This is a genomic window from Halorubrum sp. SD683, from assembly GCF_002135045.1.
Lineage (GTDB): Archaea > Halobacteriota > Halobacteria > Halobacteriales > Haloferacaceae > Halorubrum > Halorubrum ezzemoulense.
This window is the reverse complement of record NZ_NEWJ01000075.1, coordinates 1-13,602: the sequence shown is the minus strand read 5'-3', so window position 1 is coordinate 13,602 and position 13,602 is coordinate 1. Positions and strand designations below refer to the sequence as shown.

At 71.2% G+C, this 13,602-nt stretch carries 14 protein-coding genes; 5 read left to right on the top strand and 9 right to left on the bottom strand.

Annotation, left to right across the window (positions count from 1 at the left end; all coding sequences use genetic code 11):
- Window positions 1-168 precede the first annotated feature (168 nt).
- Window positions 169-1,086: a thiamine-phosphate kinase gene (thiL, locus tag B9G49_RS13880; protein WP_086216769.1), complete on the bottom strand. Its 918-nt coding sequence runs from the start codon at window positions 1,084-1,086 to the stop codon at window positions 169-171.
- A gap of 352 nt (window positions 1,087-1,438) precedes the next feature.
- On the opposite strand from thiL, the gene B9G49_RS17090 reads away from it, so the two are divergent.
- The 3 genes from B9G49_RS17090 to aceA are packed head-to-tail and all read left to right on the top strand — an operon-like array spanning window position 1,439 to window position 3,022.
- A complete protein-coding gene (locus B9G49_RS17090; protein ID WP_049931564.1) occupies window positions 1,439-1,771 on the top strand; it encodes a hypothetical protein in 333 nt (110 codons plus the stop codon).
- On the top strand, window positions 1,768-1,980 hold the full coding sequence (locus B9G49_RS13870) for a hypothetical protein (RefSeq protein WP_086216768.1): 213 nt from the start codon (window positions 1,768-1,770) through the stop codon (window positions 1,978-1,980). The genes B9G49_RS17090 and B9G49_RS13870 overlap by 4 nt, the downstream gene beginning before the upstream one ends.
- A 4-nt stretch (window positions 1,981-1,984) precedes the next feature.
- Window positions 1,985-3,022, top strand: coding sequence for an isocitrate lyase (gene aceA / locus B9G49_RS13865; protein WP_086216767.1), 1,038 nt, complete (start codon window positions 1,985-1,987; stop codon window positions 3,020-3,022).
- 88 nt (window positions 3,023-3,110) lie between these two features.
- Here aceA and B9G49_RS13860 read toward each other — a convergent pair whose 3' ends face one another.
- The 3 genes from B9G49_RS13860 to B9G49_RS13855 form a co-directional block, all read right to left on the bottom strand.
- Window positions 3,111-4,352, bottom strand: a complete 1,242-nt coding sequence (locus B9G49_RS13860) for a CaiB/BaiF CoA-transferase family protein (RefSeq protein WP_086216766.1) — start codon at window positions 4,350-4,352, stop codon at window positions 3,111-3,113.
- A gap of 136 nt (window positions 4,353-4,488) precedes the next feature.
- Entirely contained in the window at window positions 4,489-4,653 is a 165-nt protein-coding gene (locus B9G49_RS16840; protein ID WP_167373072.1) for a hypothetical protein, read from the bottom strand.
- Window positions 4,654-4,711: 58 nt separating this feature from the next.
- The gene (locus B9G49_RS13855) at window positions 4,712-5,695 is read right to left on the bottom strand and encodes a nucleoside recognition protein (RefSeq protein ID WP_086216765.1); all 984 of its coding nucleotides are present in this window, start codon (window positions 5,693-5,695) and stop codon (window positions 4,712-4,714) included.
- A gap of 117 nt (window positions 5,696-5,812) precedes the next feature.
- Here B9G49_RS13855 and B9G49_RS13850 point away from each other — a divergent pair, with 117 nt between their 5' ends.
- Window positions 5,813-6,703 (top strand): hypothetical protein, encoded by an 891-nt coding sequence (locus tag B9G49_RS13850; protein WP_086216764.1) that lies wholly within the window; start codon window positions 5,813-5,815, stop codon window positions 6,701-6,703.
- A 386-nt stretch (window positions 6,704-7,089) separates the two neighbouring features.
- On the opposite strand, the gene B9G49_RS13845 is transcribed toward B9G49_RS13850, so the two are convergent.
- Window positions 7,090-8,040 carry an aminopeptidase gene (locus B9G49_RS13845; RefSeq protein WP_086216763.1) on the bottom strand — a complete coding sequence of 317 codons (951 nt, stop codon included), beginning with the start codon at window positions 8,038-8,040 and terminating at the stop codon, window positions 7,090-7,092.
- Between the two features lie 184 nt (window positions 8,041-8,224).
- On the opposite strand from B9G49_RS13845, the gene B9G49_RS13840 reads away from it, so the two are divergent.
- Complete coding sequence (locus B9G49_RS13840; protein WP_086216762.1) at window positions 8,225-9,292, top strand: type II glyceraldehyde-3-phosphate dehydrogenase; 1,068 nt, start codon at window positions 8,225-8,227, stop codon at window positions 9,290-9,292.
- A gap of 46 nt (window positions 9,293-9,338) precedes the next feature.
- Here B9G49_RS13840 and B9G49_RS16835 read toward each other — a convergent pair whose 3' ends face one another.
- From B9G49_RS16835 to B9G49_RS13825, 4 genes are all read right to left on the bottom strand, one after another.
- A complete protein-coding gene (locus B9G49_RS16835) occupies window positions 9,339-9,515 on the bottom strand; it encodes a hypothetical protein (RefSeq protein WP_167373071.1) in 177 nt (58 codons plus the stop codon).
- 151 nt (window positions 9,516-9,666) lie between these two features.
- Window positions 9,667-9,966, bottom strand: a complete 300-nt coding sequence (locus B9G49_RS13835; protein WP_049931556.1) for a hypothetical protein — start codon at window positions 9,964-9,966, stop codon at window positions 9,667-9,669.
- 91 nt (window positions 9,967-10,057) lie between these two features.
- Window positions 10,058-11,035 carry a hypothetical protein gene (locus B9G49_RS13830; RefSeq protein ID WP_086216761.1) on the bottom strand — a complete coding sequence of 326 codons (978 nt, stop codon included), beginning with the start codon at window positions 11,033-11,035 and terminating at the stop codon, window positions 10,058-10,060.
- A 63-nt stretch (window positions 11,036-11,098) separates the two neighbouring features.
- Complete coding sequence (locus tag B9G49_RS13825; RefSeq protein WP_086216760.1) at window positions 11,099-13,546, bottom strand: cation-translocating P-type ATPase; 2,448 nt, start codon at window positions 13,544-13,546, stop codon at window positions 11,099-11,101.
- Between the last annotated feature and the right edge of the window lie 56 nt (window positions 13,547-13,602).

Here is a 13,602-nt window from a genome sequence, read left to right as displayed (position 1 = left end):
ACTGAGGACCGCAGCGAGCGTGCGACCGCCTCACGGCCGGGGCTTCGGTGGCGTTCGTGTCGGTCAGAGATTTAAAAACGGAATCTTACAGCCGATCGACCGGGGCATCGGCGGTGTTCGCCGTCGATCTGCGGACGATTATTTATAAATGACTCACTGAGACTTCGGTTATTTATTTGTCCCGTGCGTGAAGCCGCGGTCGGGCAGGGGGTCGCCGTCGGCCGTGACGCGCGCCGCCGCGTCGCCGTCCGACCCCTCAACCACGGTACCGATCCGCGTGAGGCCCGCGGGACACGCCTCGCTGACACCCGAAACGTCCTCTTCCGGCACCGCACACAACAGCTCGAAGTCCTCGCCGAAGTGCGCCGCGAGCTCGAACCGCTCCGCCGACCCCTCCGCGACCTCCTCGACCGCGGGATGAACCGGAACCGCGTCCCGTTCCAATTCGATCCCGACCTCGCTCGCCTCGGCCAGCTGGTGACACGAGCGCGCCAGCCCGTCGGAAGAGTCCATCATCGCGGTCGCCGTCCCCGCGAGCGCGAGCCCGTCGGCCACGCGCGGCGTGAACCGGAACAGCTCGTTGGCGCGCTCGATAGCCCCGTCGTCTCCCCTTTTAAATAACCGCAGCGCCGCCGCGGACCGGCCCCACTCGCCGGTGACGCAGAGGGCGTCGCCCGGCCCCGCCCCGTCTCGGGTGACGGCTCCGGCGTCGGTCACGCGCCCGACGGCGGTGGTCGCGGTCGTGAACTCGACGTGTTCGTCGAGGTCGCCGCCGACGTACTCGGCGTCGACCGCCTCGCAGACGTCGACCGCGCCCGCGACGAACCGGGTCAGCTCGTCGCGGTCGAACGCCTCGTCGGCGTAGACGGCGACCGCGGCCCGGGCGGTCGCGCCCATCGCCGCCACGTCCGACAGCGACGCGCCGACTGCGCGCCAGCCGGCTGTGTACCGCGTTGTGCCGGCCGGGAAGTCGGTCCGCTCGTGGAGCATGTCCGTCGTGATGACCGTTCCGTCGACGACGGCGGCGTCGTCGCCCGCGTGCGGGAGGTCGGCCGCGAGAGCCCGGAGAGCGTCGCGCTCGTTCACTACCCTACGCTCCGCGCGGCGGGGTCAATAAGCGATCGGTCCGGCCCGGCTCGGTCTGGCCCGGTCCGACGCCGTCGATGTCGCTCGGCGGCGTCACCGACAGTGTTGTGGACGCTGTCACCGGCGGCGAGGGGCGCGCAGCCCCGGATGTCTTCGTTTGTATGGGCCGTGTTGTCATGGAACATTTAACCGAATAAAACAACATAACGAATATTATTATTATCAATCATTATGTTTATTGGCTTCCTCCGATTTGCTCCGGTCGCAATGGCAGTATCCGTACGCGGACACGCAGCGACCCGAGGCACCGACCCGATCACCAGACGACCGCCGCAACCCCCCACACGACCCGATGACGACACCTGACGACACGCCCGACGATACGACTCGACGCACCGATCGCACGACCGACCGCACGACCGGCTCGGAGCCCGCGGAGCGCTCCGACCGGACTGCTTCTCCGCAGCCGATCCCCGGCCGTATCCCGCCCACCGAGGAGGCCGGCGCGCCGCTGGTCCCGACGATCACGACGCGCCGGACCACGGGGACGCGCTCGCCCGGCTCGCCACCCCGGGCCGACACCCGTCGCCCGACCCGTCCGCCGGCCGACGACGAGCGCGACGCGCCCATGGTCCCCGACCTGCGTCCCGCCTCGCGGACGCGGACCGACGGGGGTTCGCGATGACGGCGAACGCGACGCGCCGCTCCCGCGAGCGCTCGGCCCGGTCGACCGGCGAGGACGCGTCCCGCAGCACCGTCCCAATGGCGGGGACCGGCGACGGACCGCGCCCGGACCCGACGACGTTCGCGCCGACCGCCCGCCCCGCCGACAAACGCCGATCAGGCCGGCGCACCGCGCCGAACCGCACCGCAGACGACGACACCACGCAGTAACCCGATGAATCCCAACGAACTCGACGACGACGTCTTCACCAGAGATATCGACAACCCGGCCGGCCGCCGGCTCCGCGAGCTGTTCGAGGAGCAGGAGTACACGTTCGCGCCGGGGATCTACCACGCCCTCGACGCCCGCCTCGCGGAGATGGCGGGTCTCGACGCGGCCTACATGAGCGGCTACTCGACCGTCCTCGGCCAGTTCGGCTTCCCCGACCTGGAGATGGTCACCATGTCCGAGATGGTCGAGAACGCGAAGCGCATGGTCGAGGCGACGAACCTCCCCGTCATCGCCGACTGCGACACCGGCTATGGCGGCGTCCACAACGTCCGGCGCGCGGTCCGCGAGTACGAGAAGGCCGGCGTCGCCGCCGTCCACATCGAGGACCAGACCTCGCCGAAGCGCTGCGGCCACATCGCCGGCAAGCAGATCGTCTCCCGCGAGCAGGCCCGCTCGCGCTTCGAGGCCGCCGTCGACGCCAAGCAGAGCGAGGACACCGTCATCATCGCCCGCACCGACGCGTACGGCTCCGCCAACGGCGACTGGGAGGAGCACCTCGAACGCGGCCGGATCTACGCCGACGCCGGCGTCGACCTCGTCTGGCCCGAGATGCCCGACCCGTCCCGCGAGGACGCGGTCGAGTACGCCGAGACGATCCACGAGACCCACCCCGACCTCGATCTGGCCTTCAACTACTCCTCCTCGTTCGAGTGGGGCGCCGAGGAGGACCCGCTCACCTTCGAGGAGCTCGGCGACCTCGGCTACCAGTACATCTTCATCACGCTGTACGGTCTCCACTCGGGCGCCCACGCGGCCTACGAGGACTTCGAGAACATCGCGCAGAACGACGAGGAGGCGCAGTTCGACCTCGAAGAGCGGTACATCGGCCACGAGACGGAGAGTCACCACGAGCTCTCCTTCGTCCCGCGGTATCAGGACATCGAGGCCGAGTTCGACCCCGAGGCCCGCGAGCGGCAGGAGGAGTCGGCGGGGTTCACCGAAGACGAGAGCGACCCGATCACGGCCGAAAACGACGACTGAGCGCCCGGGAAAACCGGTGACCGAGCGCTCGGCGGCGACCGACGGCGGAGCGCTCGACGGAACCCGGCCACCGAGCGTCCCGTCGCCGTCAGTTGTCCGGAATCGCTCCCCGTTCTTTCAGCTCCGCGATGTCGCCGTCGCCGTAGCCGTACTCGTCGAGAACTGACTCCGTGTGTTCGCCGAGCGCCGGCGGGTGGCGCCGGACAGTCGTCGGCGTCCGGGAGAAGTGCATGGGCGAGCCGGGGAACGTGACGGTGCCCGCGGTCGGGTGTTCCGCCTCGGCAACCATCCCGCGCGCCTCGATTTGGGGGTCGGCGAACACCTCGCTCACGTCGCGGACGCGGCTCGCGGGCACGTCGTGTTCCTCCAGGACCGCGGTCGCCTCGGCGGTCGTCATGGACGCGAACGTCTCGCTCAGCTCGCGGTCGAGCTCCTCCCGGTGGCGGACGCGGCCCTCGTTGGTCTCGAACCGCTCGTCCGCGAGCAGGTCCGGGCGGTCGATCGCGCGGCACAGCGGCGGCCAGAACGGGTCCGACGAGCAGGCGACGACGACGTACCCGTCGCTCGTCTCGAACGCCTGATACGGGACGATGTTCGGGTGTTTGCTCCCCATCCGTCCCGGCGGCTCGCCGCTGGCGAAGTAGTTCGTCGCCATGTAGCTGGTCCAGGCGGCCTGCCCGTCCAGCAGGCTCACGTCGATCTTCTGGCCGCGGCCGTCGCCGAGTTCGCGCTCGAGGAGGGCCGCGAGGATCGCCTGCGTCGCGTACATCCCCGCGCCGACGTCGGCGAGCGCGACGCCGATCCGGACCGGCGGGCCGTCCTCGACGCCCGTGAACGACATGAACCCGCCCCGCGCCTGCATCATGATGTCGTAGGCGGGCTTGTCGCGGTCGGGGCCCCACTCGCCGTAGCCGGAAATGCCGCAGTAGATCAGCCCGGGGTTCTCGTCGACGAGGTCGCCGTAGTCGAGGTCCCACTCGGCGGTCTTACCGACCCGGAAGTTCTCGACGAGCACGTCGGCCTCGCGGGCGAGGTCCCGCGCGACCGCGCGCCCCGACTCGGTCGTCAGGTCCAACTGGATCGACCGCTTGTTCCGGTTAACGCTGACGTAGTAGGCGCTCTCTTCGCCCTCGCCCTCGCCGAACGCCGGCGGGACCCATGTCCGCGTCTGGTCGCCCTGTCCGGGCCGCTCGATCTTGAGCACTTCGGCGCCGAGGTCGCCGAGCTGCATGGTACAGAACGGGCCGACGAGCACGCGAGAGAGGTCCAGCACGGTGACGCCATCCAGCGGTCCGGTGTCGGCGTCGGGATCGCGCGCCTCACCGACCACGCGCGTTCACCCCCGCGGACCGTCGCCGAATTCGGTTCATGTGTCCCGGGTCAGTCCCGGGGGTACTGAGTGTTGCGGCGGCGTCGCGGACGGAAACCCGGGGCCGGCGAGGAGGCGGCGCCGGCGAACGGTTTCGTCAGGCCGGAAGCGTGTCGATGCCGTCGATCTCGACGTAGCCGTAGCCGCAGTCGGGACAGCGCCACTTCGTCTTCTCGCCGAGGTGGAGCGTCATCGCCGCGGTCCGGTAGAACGAACGAGACCCGCCGCAGTCGGGACAGTCCACGTCCTTTTCGAGCGCCATGTGCGCCGATCGATCCGGGCCGGTGTTGAACCTACTGATTCGGGCTCCGCCGGCCCTGTCACCACACCGGCGCGAGCAGTAGCGCGACCGTCGCCGAAATGAAGACGAGCTTGAGCGCGGTGTTGACGGCGATCACCTTCGTCCCGAACGAAGGCCCCCAGATCCCGTACTGGAACGGGATCGAGCGCCGGAACGTGGAGACGGCGAACGAGAGGATGCTCCCGATGAGCAGCGACGCGACCGCGGTCCGCGTCGTGAAGATCCCGGCTTCCGTCCCGGCGAGCGTCGCCGCGCCCGCGGTCGTGTCGAGCGTGAACACCGCGATGACCGGCACCGCGGCACCCGGCAGGCCCAGCACGCTCGTGATCGGCTCCGCCACGCTCGTCAGGGCCGCCACGTCGTAGGTCGTGACGAGCCAGATGACCAGCGTGTACACGACCGCGAGCCGCGGGACAATCCGCCGGAGGGTCCGCCACGACTTCCCGGCCGCGTCGCGCACGCGCTCCCGGTCGGTACGGTCGTCGTCCTCGGGCCCGGTCGCCTCGACGTCGGCGAGCGCGGCGCGGTCGACGTTCGACTCGGAGAGGAGGAACCCGCCCGCGACGACGCCGGTGACGGTGATCAAAAGCGCGATGCCGGCTCGCGCGCCGACGTAGACGGCGCCGGTGGTGACGCCGAGGATCGGGATCAACACCGGGACGTAGTAGGTGAACACGTGCTGGACGAAGCCGAAGAACGTGTTCATCGTCACCGCGACGAGCGTCGCGCGGTCGTCGAGCAGCCCCGACTCGCGGAACTCCGCGAGGGTCGCGTAGCCCGCGGTCGTCGACGCCGCGGTCGTGAGGATCGCCGTGCCGACCTCGTCCGGGAGGTTCGCCGGTCGGGTGAGCCACCCCGCGAGCCCGGCGACGTACCGGACCAGCCCGAACGCGACGGCGACGTTGGCGGCGAAGACGCCCCCCGCGATGAACGCCGTGATCCGGGCAAGTCGGGGGGCCACCTCCGCGAGCAGCGTCGAGAGCTCGGCGGCGACCGATTGCACGAATCAGCGTACGCGAGGGGCGCTCAAATGGCCGTCGGAACGGGCGGGCGTTCCCGGAGGGTCGGAACGTGCGCCGCCGCGCGGGGCTTATGTCCCGCCGCGGAGAACGGCCCTCCGATGGCTCCCGCCGAGGATGACATCTCGATCGATGAAAAGCGCGTGTACGCGGGCAGCGCCGGCCGCACCGACGCCCACGTCGCGACGGGGACGGGGATCGTCCGCGTCTCGCTGTCGGCCGACAAGGTCGGCGCGTTCGACATGGTCGCCCGCGACCCCGCCCGCGATGTCACCGTCCTCGCTCGCGGCGGCGGCCCCGACCTCGCCGTCGCGGCCACGCCCGACGGGCTCTCGGTCGCCGCGGTCGGCGACGACCCGACGTTCGAGTCGGTCGACGACGAGCCGGCGGTCGCGGTCGGCGCGGCGAGGGACCGTGACGACGCGCTCCTTGTCGCCCGCGAGGACGGGGCGATCGAGCGTATCAACGTCGGGGAGGGCGACGAGGCGACGGTCTCGTCGACGACGCGGATCGGAACCGTCACGGACCCGCGCGCGGTCGACGGCGGTCTCGTCGCGGGCGGGAAGGCGGTGTACCGGGTCGGTGAGCGCGGCATCACCGACGTCGGCCTCGACGACGCGCGCGACGTGGCCGGCGCCGGGATGCCGCTTGCGGCGACCGGTGTGGGGCTCTACTGGCTTGGCAACGGTTGGATGACGGCCCGGGAGGCGGTCGCGGAGGCGGTCGCGTCCGACGGCGACGGGCACGCGATGGCGGTCGTCGGCGGTGACCTGCTCGTTCACTCGGACGGGGCCGGCGAGTGGGGCGAGGAGACGTGGACGCCCGCGGACCTGCCCGTGGACGAGACGCCCGTCGCGCTCGGCTACGGCCCCGGCGTCTCGGTCGCGGTGACGGACGCGGGAACGCTCTGCGTCGACGCCGGCGACGGGTGGCGACACCAGGTGGTCGGCGTTCGCGACGTGGCGGGCGTGGCGCTCGCGGTCGTAGAATAGGCAGAGTACGTCGATGTTGACGGCTCGGTGGGAGCTCCCTCCAAATTCCCCGTCGGATTATAAACGGGATTCAGCAGGTCGGCGGTGAATACTCCCAAAGACCCAGCCGCGAATCGGGCGCACGCTCGCTGTGGTCCTCAGTCGCTCGCTTCGCTCGCTCTCTGCGGTCATTACTTCGCCTGCGCCCGATTCGCGGCTGCCCGTTTGAGTCCCGCCCCGCACCGCACCTCACGCCTCCCCAGCCTCGTCGGTGGCTCTCCGCTTCGCTCCGACCCACCGACTCCCTCGCGCGGTGCTGTCTCGCGGCCGCCGATGGCGGCCGCTCGTCGGCACGCGCCAGCGTCTCGATAGTTTGTAAGTGGGGAATATTTTCGCTCACGGACGTTTCACGCGCTCGGCAGGTCGATCTCGTCCCCGTCGGCGTAGACCGTCGGGTCCCGGATGATCCCGTCGAGGTGGAGCGGCGCATCCGTCTCGCCGCCGATCCCGACGTTGTCGCCGATCGCGATGTGGACGGTCCCGCCCGCCTTCTCGTCTAAGAGGACTGAACCGACGAGTTCCGCAACGCCGCCGTTGGTGCCGATGCCGAGCTCCGCGAGGTTGTACGCCGCGTCGCCGACCTCGTCGGCGGCGGCCTCGACGTCGGCGCGGATCGCGTCGTCGGCGATCTCGGTCACGAACCCGTCCTCCACCTCGAACGCCAGCTCCCGCCCGTCGTCGAGCAGGCCGTGGGGCATCATCGTCCCGTCGACGACGAAGGTCCCGGTCGCGCTCGCGGGCGCGACGAACACCTCGCCCGCGGGGAGGTTCGAGAAGTCGCCCGGGTCGCGGACCATGCCGGTGTCGGCGAGCCACTCGCGGTCGCCGACCTCGAAGGTGATGTCCGTGCCGGCGGGCGCGGTGACGCGGACCTCGCTGGCGTCGCCGATCTGCCCCAGCACGTCGTCGCAGGCGGCCTCGATGGCGGCGTAGTCGGCGTCGAGCCCCGTCATGAACACGTCCTCGGTGATCCCGGGCAGCGTCGCGCCGCGCGCGCCGGCGTCGCAGGCCGCGCCGCGGGCGCGGGTGTGGCTCAGGCTCTTCGTCGTCGGCGCGAGGAAGGCGTCGGCCTCCGCCATCGCGGCCGCGACCGGTGCCGGCGGCTCCGTCCCGTGCTGTTCGGTCGGGGGGTACCGGAGGAGCGTCGCGTCGTCGGTGACGGCGCTCGCGGCCGCGTACAGCGCCTCGCCGATCGGCTCGCGCTCGTCGTCGGTGACGACCGCGACCGATTCGTCGGGAGCGACGTTCAGACACTGTTCGACCGCGGTCGTCGCGGCGTCGGAGAGGTCGGCTGCCATGCCAGCGTCTCCGTTCGGCCGGGCGTTAGGCCTTGTCATCGCTGAGTTTACTCTATTCCGTAATTGAATTATTTACGTCCGGTGCCGATCGGCGTCGAATTAACCGATCGATTACTCGTGGGGTAGTTAATTTCATTTTACCCACCTCGAAAAGATTATACCGATTCCCGAGCGAGGGGCAGATATGATACGCGTGGGCGTCAACGGCTACGGCACGATCGGGAAACGGGTCGCGGACGCCGTCGCGGCCCAGCCGGACATGACACTCGTCGGCGTGACGAAGGCGTCGCCCGACTACGGCGTCGAGGCCGCGGCGCGGCGCGGCTACGACCTGTACGCGGCGGTCGAGGACCGCGTCGAAGACTTCGCGGCCGCCGGCGTCGACCTGTCCGGGATCCTCGGCGACCTGCTCGACGCCGTCGACGTCGTCGTCGACTGCGCGCCCTCCGGCGTCGGCGAGCGCAACGCGCCCGTCTACGAGGCCCACGACACGCCGGCGATCTTCCAAGGCGGCGAGGACGCCGCCGTCGCCGAGGCCTCCTTCAACGCCCGCGGTCGGTTCGAGGCGGCCCGCGGCGCGGACGCGGTCCGCGTCGTCTCCTGTAACACGACCGCGCTCTCGCGGCTGCTCGCGCCGCTCGACGAGACCTACGGCGTCGAGAAGGCGCGCGTCACGCTCGTGCGCCGCGGCGGCGATCCGAGCGAGACGGACCGCGGCCCGATAAACGACATCGTTCCCGACCCCGCGGCGGTCCCCTCTCATCACGGTCCGGACGTGAACGAGATTCTTCCCGACCTGCCGGTCGACACCGCGGCACTGAAGGCGCCGGTCACGGGGATGCACACCCACAGCGTCAACGTCACGCTGGAGAGCGACCCCGACTCGGGGGCCGTCCGCGACCTCCTCGCCGACGAGGACCGGATCTTCCTCGTCCCGGAGGCCGCGGGCATCGACGGCGCGGGCGCGCTGAAGGAGTACGCCGCCGACGCGGGGCGGCCCCGCGGCGACCTCTGGGAGAACTGCGTCTGGGAGGAGTCGATCAGCGTCACCGGGCGAGACCTGTACCTCTTCCAGAACGTCCATCAAGAGGCCGACGTGGTCCCGGAGAACGTCGACGCGATCCGCGCGATGACGACCGACGTCGACGCGGCCGAGTCGGTGGCGCGGACGAACGAGACGCTCGGCGTGGGTCTCGAAAGTCGGCTCGGGAACGACAGGCCGGCGCGCGCGGAACTGACGGCCGACGACTGACGCCGTAGTCGCGGTCTTTTCGGTCGCTACCGTCCGGAAGCCGCCGTCACTCGGTCGGTCGCGTGACGAGGAACGTCCGGCCGCCGCGGCGTTCGAGGTGGACCTCGCTCCCGTCGACGCGGTTCACGCGGACTCGGTCCGGGAGGCGGTCGGTTCGACAGTCGGTGATGTCCACGCGCGTGGGCGTCGCGTACCGGGGTCGGTCGGCGGTGACTGCGCTCATACACCTAGTTCGGCCCGGAACGCTCCTATAACCGAGCCATCCGCGGAGTGAAAGTGAAAGTGGACGATCCGCTGCCGCTCGCCGGTGATTCGGACAGTCGGGCTCGCCGCCGGCGGTCCGCTGTCGTCCCTCTCGGCGGTCCGCTGTCGCCCTACCGCCGGAGGCCGGTCGCCTCGTCGTCCTCGACGAACCGCACCGTGAAGTAGTCGTAGCCGCCGTAGGCAGCATCGAGCGCGCCCATCCACCAGTTCCACCGCTCCACCAGCGAGGAGTCGTCCGGCGCGTCCTCCATGTGTCCGATCACCCCCGTCACGGTCAGGCCGTGGCCGCGGTCCTCGGAGGGCCGTCCGGAGTCGACGAGGTCGCGGGCCGCCCGCGAGACGGCCCGCCGCTCGGCCTCGGTCCCGCCGAACTCGTCTTCGAGCGCGCGTTCCAGACGCTGTCTGTCCATGAACGAGTTTGGGTGCGCAGGTATATGAGTCGCGTGGTAGGGGGTGTCAGGTCCGGTGTCGCGACGGGTTTGCGTCGACTCCGCGGGCGACTCACAACCGCGCCGCGAGCGCGAGGAACAGCAGCGAGAACGGGGCCGTGAGCAGCGCCAGCGCCAGTCCGCCCGCTCCCTCGCCGGCCGCAACGGCCATGAGGAGGCCGACTACGAGCGAGGACGATCCCAGCGTCGCGAGGGTGAGCCGCTCCGGGACGCTCGCCCGGTCCGGCCCGTCGCTCTCCGCCAGCACCGCGCCGAGCGCGGACTCGACCGCGTCCGCCCGGTCGCGGGGGACGAACAGCCACGGCGTCGACCGGAACCACGCGTTCCCGCGGTACGCGAGCAGGAACATCGTCGTCCACGGGAGGTCGATCCGGCGCGTCCTGACGACCGCCCCGAGGTCGTCGCTCCGAGTCCGGTCGCGCGCCGGATACGTCCGCGCGATCGCCCGCTCGGCCGGGTCGAGCCGAACGGCGACTCCCGACGACTCGGCGACCGCCGGCACGAACCAGACGACCCAGAACAGCGGCCAGAGGGCCGGCAGGAAGTCAGTCGGCAGCGCCAGCGCCGCCGCGACGACCGCGCCGAGCCCGGCCAGCGTCCAGCCGGGCCGAAGCGTCTCTGCGGCCTCGCGCAGTCGGGCGACGGACGGCTCCCCGACCGAACTCTCGCGGTACACGGCGTACAGCACCGGCACGGTACCGAGCAGAAGCGCGAGCAAGAGCGCGACCCCGACGGCGATCGCCTCGGCCCCGACGCTCGGGACCGCGAGGTCGCCGGACGCGATACCCGCGATTCCCCCGGCGGCGACGGTGCCGAAGACGACGAGGACCGCGCCGGCGATTCCGACTGACACCCCGATCGCGAGCGAGCGCAGTCGCTCGTGGCGGACCGGCCCCCACTCGATCGGGTCGGGTTCGGCGACCGTCTCGAAGACGCTCCGGTCGCCGTGGGGGTCGGCCCGGACCTCCGCGGACTCCGTGCGGTCCATCGCCTCATCGGAGGTGGAGGGCGTCCCGCGCTCGGAGGGCATACGAGCGCAGTTACCGCCGCGGTAATAAAAAGCGTGAGGCCGGCTTCCGGGTCGACTGCCCGGCTACTGCTCCGACGCGGCGGCGTCCGCGTTCGGCTCGGCCGCGTCCGTCGCCGCCCCGGAGGGCTCCGCGGGCTCGACGTTGCCGAGCCGGAGCGCGTTCCCGGTGACGCCGAGGCTCATACCCATGTCGCCGACGACGACGGCCATCGCGACGCTCACGTAGCCGAGGGGAGCGCCCGCGGCGAGTAGCGCCTTCACGGCGAGGGAGGCCCCGATATTGGTTCGGATCGTCGAGCTCGCGCGCGAGGCGAGGTCGACGACGTACGGGAGCCTGGTCAGGTCGTCGGCCATCAGCGCCACGTCCGCGGTCTCGATGGCGGTGTCGGTGCCGGCGGCGCCCATCGCGACCCCCACGTCCGCCGCCGCGAGCGCCGGGGCGTCGTTGATCCCGTCCCCGACCATCGCGACGCCGCTGTCGGTCTCGGCGGCGAGCTCACGCACCGCCGCGACCTTCTCGTCGGGGAGCAGATCCGCGCGCACCTCGTCGATGCCGACGCGGTCGCCGGTCGCCCGCGCGGTCCGCTCGTTGTCGCCGGTGAGCATCGCGACCCGGTCCACGCCGAGTTCGTGGAGGCGGTCGACGACCCACGCCGCCTCCGGACGGACTGTGTCCGCGACCGCCACGACGCCCTCCAGTTCCGCCTCGGTCCCGACGAGGACGACCGTCTTCCCCTCGGCCTGAAGCCGCGGAATCGTCTCGCTCGCTAGGTCGAGGTACTGCCCGTGGTCGCAGGGCTCGGGCTCCGCGGCGGCGCTCGCCTCGCTCCCGCGCGCTCCGTCTCCGCCAGCGTCGTCGGCGTCGTCGCGCTCCCGAACCACCCCTCCGTCAGGGCGGACGTGGGCGTGGCTCAGGTCGAAACCGAGGTCCTCGAACAGCGAGGGCTTGCCGGCGTAGTGGGTCTCGCCGTCGATATCAGCGCGGACGCCTTCGCCCGTGAGCGTCTCGAAGTCGGTGACCTCGGTCTCGTCGCTGGACCCGGTACCGGCGGCCTCGGAACCGGCGGTGTCAGTGCCCCGCACCACTATCGCCTCCGCCACCGGGTGTTCGCTCCGTCGCTCGATGGCGGTCGCGCACGCGAGCACGTCGTCGGCCTCGCGGTCGCCGAGGGGGACCACGTCGGTCACCGACAGCTCGCCGCGCGTGAGCGTCCCGGTCTTGTCGAGCGCGACGATGTCGACGTCGCCGGCCGCCTCCAGGTGTTCGCCGCCCTTGATCAGGACGCCGTTCCGGGCGGCCGCGGTCACGCCGGAAACGACGCTGACGGGCGTCGAGATGACGAACGCGCAGGGGCACGCGACGACGAGCAGGGTGAGTCCGCGGACGAACCACGTCTCCGCGCCGCCGCCGACGAGGACGGGGCCGAGCGCGGCGGTCGCGACCGCGCCGACCACGACGATCGGGGTGTAGACGCCTGCGAAGCGGTCGACGAACCGCTCGGCGCGCGTCTCCTCGCCGTTGGCGGTCTCGACGAGATCGACGACCCTCGCGATGGTCGACTCCTCGGCGGGTGCGGTGGCCTCAACCTCGAGGTAGCCGGCCTCGTTGATCGAGCCGGCGTACACCTCGTCGCCGGGCTCCTTCTCCGCCGGGACTGACTCGCCGGTGATCGGCGACTCGTCGACCGCGCCGGAGCCCTCGCGGACCACCCCGTCGAGCGGGACGCGATCGCCGGGTCGCACCGCGAGCCGCTCGCCCGTCGCGACGGCCTCGGCGGGGACCGTCTCCTCCTCGCCGTCCCGGATCACGACCGCCTCGTCGGGGGACAGCTCCATCAGCTCGCGGAGGGAGGTGCGCGCCCGGTCGATCGAGTAGCGTTCGAGCAGCTCGGCGACCGAGAACAGCACCGCGAGCGTCGCCGCCTCGAACGGGAGGTCGACGAGCAGCGCGGCGACGACCCCGACGCTCATCAGCAGGTCGATGTCGAGGCTCACCCCCCGCAGCGAGTAGAACCCGTTCCGGAGGATCGGCGGCCCGGCGATCGCGACCGCCAGCAGGTACGCGACCGAGGCGCCCGTGACGGCCCACGGCCCGAGGAAGCCGACGCCGCCGATCGTCGCGAACGTCGGGTCGAGCCCGGGGAGCAGCCACTCGAGGGCGAGCCCGACCGCGAGGAAGGCCCCGCCGACCGCGGTGGCGATCGCGCGCGGGCTCGTGAACAGGCCGTCGGCGACGCCGTCGGACTCCGCATCCGCGACCGCGTACCCCGCGCCCTCGACGGCGGCCGTCAGCGCCTCCACGTCCGTCGCCTCCGGATCGTACGTGAGGACGACGACGCCCGTCGTGGGCCGAGTGTCGACCGAGCGGACGCCCTCCCGATCGAGCGCGCCCTCGACTTTCCCCGCGCACGACGAGCAGTCCATGTCCGGCACCGCGAGCCGGAGCTGCGCTCCCGTCGGCGCGCTCCCGTCCGACTCGTCGGGATCGGCTGTCGGGTTCGATTCGCTCATTAGCTGAACGTCGCTCCCGGAGCGTTATTAATCTAGCTACCACATAGAGGCATTAT

Bases quoted from the DNA above. Each gene is read 5' to 3' on its own strand.
- B9G49_RS17090 (WP_049931564.1), top strand. From the start codon at position 1,439: ATGACGACACCTGACGACACGCCCGACGATACGACTCGACGCACCGAT.
- B9G49_RS13870 (WP_086216768.1), top strand. From the start codon at position 1,768: ATGACGGCGAACGCGACGCGCCGCTCCCGCGAGCGCTCGGCCCGGTCG.
- aceA (WP_086216767.1), top strand. From the start codon at position 1,985: ATGAATCCCAACGAACTCGACGACGACGTCTTCACCAGAGATATCGAC.
- B9G49_RS16840 (WP_167373072.1), bottom strand. From the start codon at position 4,653: ATGGCGCTCGAAAAGGACGTGGACTGTCCCGACTGCGGCGGGTCTCGT.
- B9G49_RS13850 (WP_086216764.1), top strand. From the start codon at position 5,813: ATGGCTCCCGCCGAGGATGACATCTCGATCGATGAAAAGCGCGTGTAC.
- B9G49_RS13845 (WP_086216763.1), bottom strand. From the start codon at position 8,040: ATGGCAGCCGACCTCTCCGACGCCGCGACGACCGCGGTCGAACAGTGT.
- B9G49_RS13840 (WP_086216762.1), top strand. From the start codon at position 8,225: ATGATACGCGTGGGCGTCAACGGCTACGGCACGATCGGGAAACGGGTC.
- B9G49_RS16835 (WP_167373071.1), bottom strand. From the start codon at position 9,515: ATGAGCGCAGTCACCGCCGACCGACCCCGGTACGCGACGCCCACGCGC.
- B9G49_RS13835 (WP_049931556.1), bottom strand. From the start codon at position 9,966: ATGGACAGACAGCGTCTGGAACGCGCGCTCGAAGACGAGTTCGGCGGG.
- B9G49_RS13830 (WP_086216761.1), bottom strand. From the start codon at position 11,035: ATGCCCTCCGAGCGCGGGACGCCCTCCACCTCCGATGAGGCGATGGAC.
- B9G49_RS13825 (WP_086216760.1), bottom strand. From the start codon at position 13,546: ATGAGCGAATCGAACCCGACAGCCGATCCCGACGAGTCGGACGGGAGC.